This is a genomic window from Streptomyces phytophilus, from assembly GCF_013870535.1.
Lineage (GTDB): Bacteria > Actinomycetota > Actinomycetes > Streptomycetales > Streptomycetaceae > Streptomyces > Streptomyces phytophilus.
The window spans coordinates 1-4815 of the sequence record NZ_JACBXC010000401.1; the positions used below are offsets into that span (position 1 = coordinate 1).

Here is a 4815-nt window from a genome sequence, read left to right on the forward strand (position 1 = left end):
AGGCCCGCGAACACGTCGTCCGTCCAGCCCCGCCCCCCGGCCGGTGCCCGGCCGGGGGGCGGGGCTGGACGGACGGCGGCGGGTAGTCGGGGTCGGCCATCTGGTCGTACGGCTCCTCCGCCGCCGCCCGCCGCGGCTCGGCGGCCTCCGCCGCAGGCGAGTCCGCGTCCGCGTCCACCGCCCGCGCCACCGACGCGAAGCGGTCGTCGAGGGTGTCCCCCGCGCGCTGCGGCCCGGTGTCCGGTACCCCCTCCCCGTACAGGTCGTGCCACCACTCGTCCTCGGTGCGGCGTTCCCCCGCCGTCTCCCCCTGGCGATCCATGCTCCTATTGTTCCCCGCCGCCCCCCGCCACAACTGCCGGACCCGCAAGATCACGGCAAGGGCCTTCCACCCGACCCACCGGTACGGTCAGGATGTGCAGGTGCTCGGTGCCATCGGACTCGACGACGTGCAGGAGTCGGCCTACCGCGCGCTGGTCGCACTCGGCGCCGCCGACGTCCCCGAGCTGGCGCGGCGGTTGACGCTGCCCGAGCCGGAGGCGGTGCGGACGCTGCGGCGGCTGGAGCAGCACGGGCTGGCGGCGCAGTCGTCGGCGCGGCCGGGGCGCTGGGTGGCGGCGCCGCCGTCGGTCGCGCTGGGGGCGCTGCTGATCCAGCAGCGGCACGAGTTGGAGCGCGCCGAACTGGCCGCCGCGCTGCTCGCGGAGGAGTACCGGGCGGAGGCCGGCGAGCCCGCCGACGTACACGACCTGGTCGAGGTGGTGACCGGTGCGGGTGCGGTGGCGCACCGGTTCCTGCAGCTGCAGCTCGGCGCCGAGCAGGAGGTGTGCGCGCTGGTCACGCGGGAGCCGCTGGCCGTGCGCAGCCAGGACAACACCGCGGAGGAGAAGGCCGCGGGCCGCGGCGTGCGCTTCCGGGTCGTGCTGGAGCGCTCGCGGCTGCTGGCCCCCGGCACGGTCGCCGAGGCCGCGGCGGCGCTGCGCCGGAACGAGGAGCTGCGGGTCGCGGACGTGGTGCCGACGAAGCTGGTGATCGCGGACGGGGCGACGGCGATGGTGCCGATGTTCGCCGGGGCCGGCGAGCCCGCCGCGCTCGTGGTGCACGCGAGCGGGCTGCTGGAGTCGCTGTCGGGGCTCTTCGAGAGCCTGTGGCGCCAGGCGCTGCCGCTCCGGCTGACCGCGGGCGGCGCGGCGGTGGCGGAGCAGGCGCCGGACGGGCCGGACGCGGTGGACCTGCAGATCCTCGGCCTGCTGCTGGCGGGCCTCACGGACGCGAGCGCCGCGAAGCAACTGGACCTGGGGCTGCGGACCGTGCAGCGGCGGGTGAAGCGGCTGATGGAGATCGCCGGGGTGCACACGCGGCTGCAACTGGGCTGGTACGCCCACGAACGCGGCTGGTGCGCCGAGCAGCCGGCGGCGAGCCGCTGACGCACCGCCGGCCCGGCCTCAGCCTCTCCCCTTGCGCGCCCGCGCCTCGCGCTCGGCCGCGTCGCGGCGCTTCCAGTCCCGCCGCCGGTCCGCCTGCACCCGCAGGTCCGTGCGCGCCGCGATGCGGGCGTTCTCGCGCTGGAGCTTGCGGTAGCTCTCCAGGCGGCGCGGGTGCAACTCGCCGTGTTCCAGGGCCGCGACGACCGCGCAACCCGGCTCGGCGGTGTGCGTGCAGTCGTGGAAGCGGCAGCGGGCGGCGAGTTCCCGGATCTCCGCGAAGACCTGGCCGAGCCCGTCGTCGGCCTCCCACAGGCCGACGCCGCGCAGTCCCGGGGTGTCGATGAGGACGCCGCCGCCGGGCAGCGGCAGCAGGTCGCGGGAGACGGTGGTGTGCCGGCCCTTGCCGTCCGCGTCGCGTACCTCGTGGACCCGCTGCACGTCGGCGCCGAGCAGGGCGTTGGCCAGCGTGGACTTCCCGGCGCCGGAGGCGCCGAGCAGGACGGAGGTGCCGGTGGACAGCGCGGCGGCCAGCTGCGGGATGCCCGCGCCGGTGGCGGCGCTGACCGCGAGGACGGCGGTGCCCGGCGCGACCTCCTCGGTGTCGGCGACGAGGTGGCCGAGGACCACCGGGTCCTCGACGAGGTCGGCCTTGGTGAGCGCGACCAGCGGCTGCGCGCCGCTGGACCAGGCGAGGGACAGCAGCCGCTCCAGGCGCGCCGGTTCGATGTCGGCGGCGCGCGTCGCCGCCAGCGAGACGGCGATCACGGCGTGGTCCACGTTGGCGGCGATGACCTGGCCCTCGGAGCGTTTGGACGACGCCGAGCGCAGGAACGCCGTGCGGCGCGGCAGCAGGGCCCGTACGGCGAACCGCTCGCCCGGTTCGAGCGCCGCCCAGTCACCGGTGCACGGCAGCCGGGTGAGGTCGGCTGTGCGGCCGGCGGCCCGGTCGGCGGCGGCGAGGCGGGCGGTGGTGGCGCGGACGGGTCCGGCGTCGGTGAGGGCGATGCAGGAGCCGCGGTCCATCCGCGTGATGCGGGCGGGGATCAGCCCTTCGGACTCGTACGGCGCGAAGGCGTCGGCGGCGGCCTCATCCCAGCCGTAGGCGACCAGGAGGCGGGGTGCGGGGAGATCTGTCAACGGAGCGACCCTTCAGAAAGGAGCGGGCGTGCGGCTGTCGTGCGGGGACTGCGCCCCTGACGGCTTCGGTCATGGCCCTCACCTCCCTGGTCGATACCGGTCACGTGGTGCGCTGAAAGCGTATGCAGCCGCGCACGTATCACGCCAGGGGTTTTCCCCCGCCGCCGCCGGAACGCGCGCCGCGCTCGTACGGCGGACAGCGGCGATCGGCGGCATGCTTGTCGGCACGGGAGCGTCGCCGGCGACGGCGCGGCTGCCGTGCCCCCAGCCCCGTACCCCCGCGACGTGGACCGAGGTGACCGACGTGGCGTCCAACGAGGAGGTCGCCGCGCTCCTGCAGGAGTACGCCGACCTGTTGTCCATCACCGGCGGCGACGCCTTCAAGGCGCGCGCCTACGAGCGCGCCGCCCGCGCGGTCGCGGGCCACTCCGCCGACGTGTCCGGGCTGGACGCCAAGGAGCTGAAGGCGATCCCCGGCGTGGGCGCCTCCATCGCCGGCAAGGTCGGCGAGTACCTGCGTACGGGCCGCGTGGCGGCGGTCGACGAGGCCCGCGAGCGCATCCCTGCCGGGGTCCGCGAGCTGATCGCCATCCCCGCCCTCGGCCCCAAGCGCGCCCTGATCCTCTACGAGGAGCTGCGCGTGTCCTCCGTCGACGAGCTGGCCGCGGCGATCGGCGAGCACCGGCTGCGCGGCCTGAAGGGCTTCGGCCCGAAGAGCGAGGAGAAGCTGCTCCACGGCATCGACCTGCTGCGCTCGGCCACCGGCCGGATCCCCGTCGACACGGCGCTCGCGCTCGCCGACGACATCGTCGCCCGGCTGGCCGCGGTCGCCGGCTGCGAGCGCTGCGCGTACGCGGGCTCGCTGCGCCGGCGCCGCGGGACCGCCGGCGACCTGGACGTGCTCGCCGCCGCGGCCGACTCGGCGCCGCTGATGGCGGCGTTCACCGGGCTGCCGCTGGTCGGCGAGGTCATCGGCACCGGGGAGACGAAGACGAGCATCCGCACCACCGGCGGCGTCCAGGTCGACCTGCGGGTGGTGCCGCCGGGCGCGTGGGGCGCGGCGCTGCAGTACTTCACCGGGTCGAAGCAGCACAACATCCGCCTCCGCGAGATCGCCGTGCGCAAGAAGCTGAAGCTGTCGGAGTACGGGCTCTTCCACGCCCGCAGCGGCCGCCGCATCCGGGTCGCGACGGAGGAGGACGTCTACGCCCGCCTCGGCCTGCCCTGGATCCCGCCGCCGCTGCGCGAGGACCGCGGCGAGATCGAGGCCGCGGGCCGGGGCGAGCTGCCGGAGCCGGTCGCGGAGGACGACCTGCGCGGCGACCTGCACACCCACACCGACCTCACCGACGGCATCGACACGCTGGAGGCGATGGTGGCGGCCGCCGCAGAGCGCGGCTACGCCTACTACGCCATCACCGACCACGCCCCCGAGCTGCGCATGCAGCGCATGACGAAGGAGAAGATGCTCGCCCAGCGCGAGACGGTGGCGGCGCTGGACGCGCGCCACCGGCGGCGGAGGAACGGGCCGCGGCTGCTGCACGGCACGGAGCTGAACATCGCGCCGGACGGCTCGGTCGACTGGCCGGGCGAGTTCCTGGAGACGTTCGACATCTGCGTGGCCTCGGTGCACTCGCACTTCACGCAGCCGAAGGACGAGATGACCCGCCGCTTCCTGGCCGCGGTGGAGAACCCGCACGTGCACGTCATCGGCCACCCCACCACCCGCAAGGCCGGCAAGCGGCCGGCGGTCGACGCGGACTGGGACGCGATCTTCGCGGCCTGCGCCCGTACGGGCACGGCGCTGGAGGTCAACGCCCACCCGAACCGGCTCGACCTGCCGGACGAGCTGATCCTGCGGGCGCGGAGCCACGGCGTGAAGTTCGCCATCGACAGCGACGCGCACTCCGTGCCGGACCTGGCGAACATGCGCTACGGGGTGGGCATCGCGCAGCGCGGCTGGCTGACGAAGGAGCACGTCATCAACACGTGGCCGCTGGCCCGGCTGCGCCGCTTCCTGCGCGCGAAGGCCGCCTGAGGCGGCGGCTGCCCCCGCACTCACTTGACCTCGTGCCGCTCCCCGTCCACCCGGTCGGCCGGATCGTCCCCGTCGTTCGGATCGTCCCCGTCGTTCGGATCGTCCCGGCCGGCCGGATCGTCCCGCTCCGCCGGCTCCTTCCGCCGCGACAGCCGCGCCGGCCGCTCCTTCGCCCGGGAGCGCCGGCCCTCCTCCTGCGCCTCCTCCTCTTCC

3 protein-coding genes and 2 pseudogenes are annotated in these 4815 nt (G+C 75.6%); 2 read left to right on the forward strand and 3 right to left on the reverse strand.

What is annotated here, in order from left to right; all coding sequences use genetic code 11:
• Positions 1-322: pseudogene (locus H5J30_RS17820) on the reverse strand (protein phosphatase 2C domain-containing protein); the annotation flags it as partial.
• Positions 323-422: 100 nt separating this feature from the next.
• Between H5J30_RS17820 and H5J30_RS17825 the strand changes: the two are divergent.
• Positions 423-1427: a helix-turn-helix transcriptional regulator gene (locus H5J30_RS17825; protein ID WP_181788410.1), complete on the forward strand. Its 1005-nt coding sequence runs from the start codon at positions 423-425 to the stop codon at positions 1425-1427.
• Positions 1428-1445: 18 nt separating this feature from the next.
• On the opposite strand, the gene rsgA is transcribed toward H5J30_RS17825, so the two are convergent.
• Complete coding sequence (rsgA, locus tag H5J30_RS17830) at positions 1446-2564, reverse strand: ribosome small subunit-dependent GTPase A (protein WP_181788409.1); 1119 nt, start codon at positions 2562-2564, stop codon at positions 1446-1448.
• Positions 2565-2778: 214 nt separating this feature from the next.
• On the opposite strand from rsgA, the gene polX reads away from it, so the two are divergent.
• Complete coding sequence (polX, locus tag H5J30_RS17835) at positions 2779-4602, forward strand: DNA polymerase/3'-5' exonuclease PolX (protein WP_258563383.1); 1824 nt, start codon at positions 2779-2781, stop codon at positions 4600-4602.
• 20 nt (positions 4603-4622) lie between these two features.
• On the opposite strand, the pseudogene H5J30_RS17840 reads toward polX, so the two are convergent.
• A pseudogene (locus H5J30_RS17840) lies at positions 4623-4815 on the reverse strand (hypothetical protein); the annotation flags it as partial.

What these genes read in the sequence shown, in the direction of transcription:
- polX (WP_258563383.1), top strand. Translation starts at nt 2,779, where the DNA reads ATGCTTGTCGGCACGGGAGCGTCGCCGGCGACGGCGCGGCTGCCGTGC.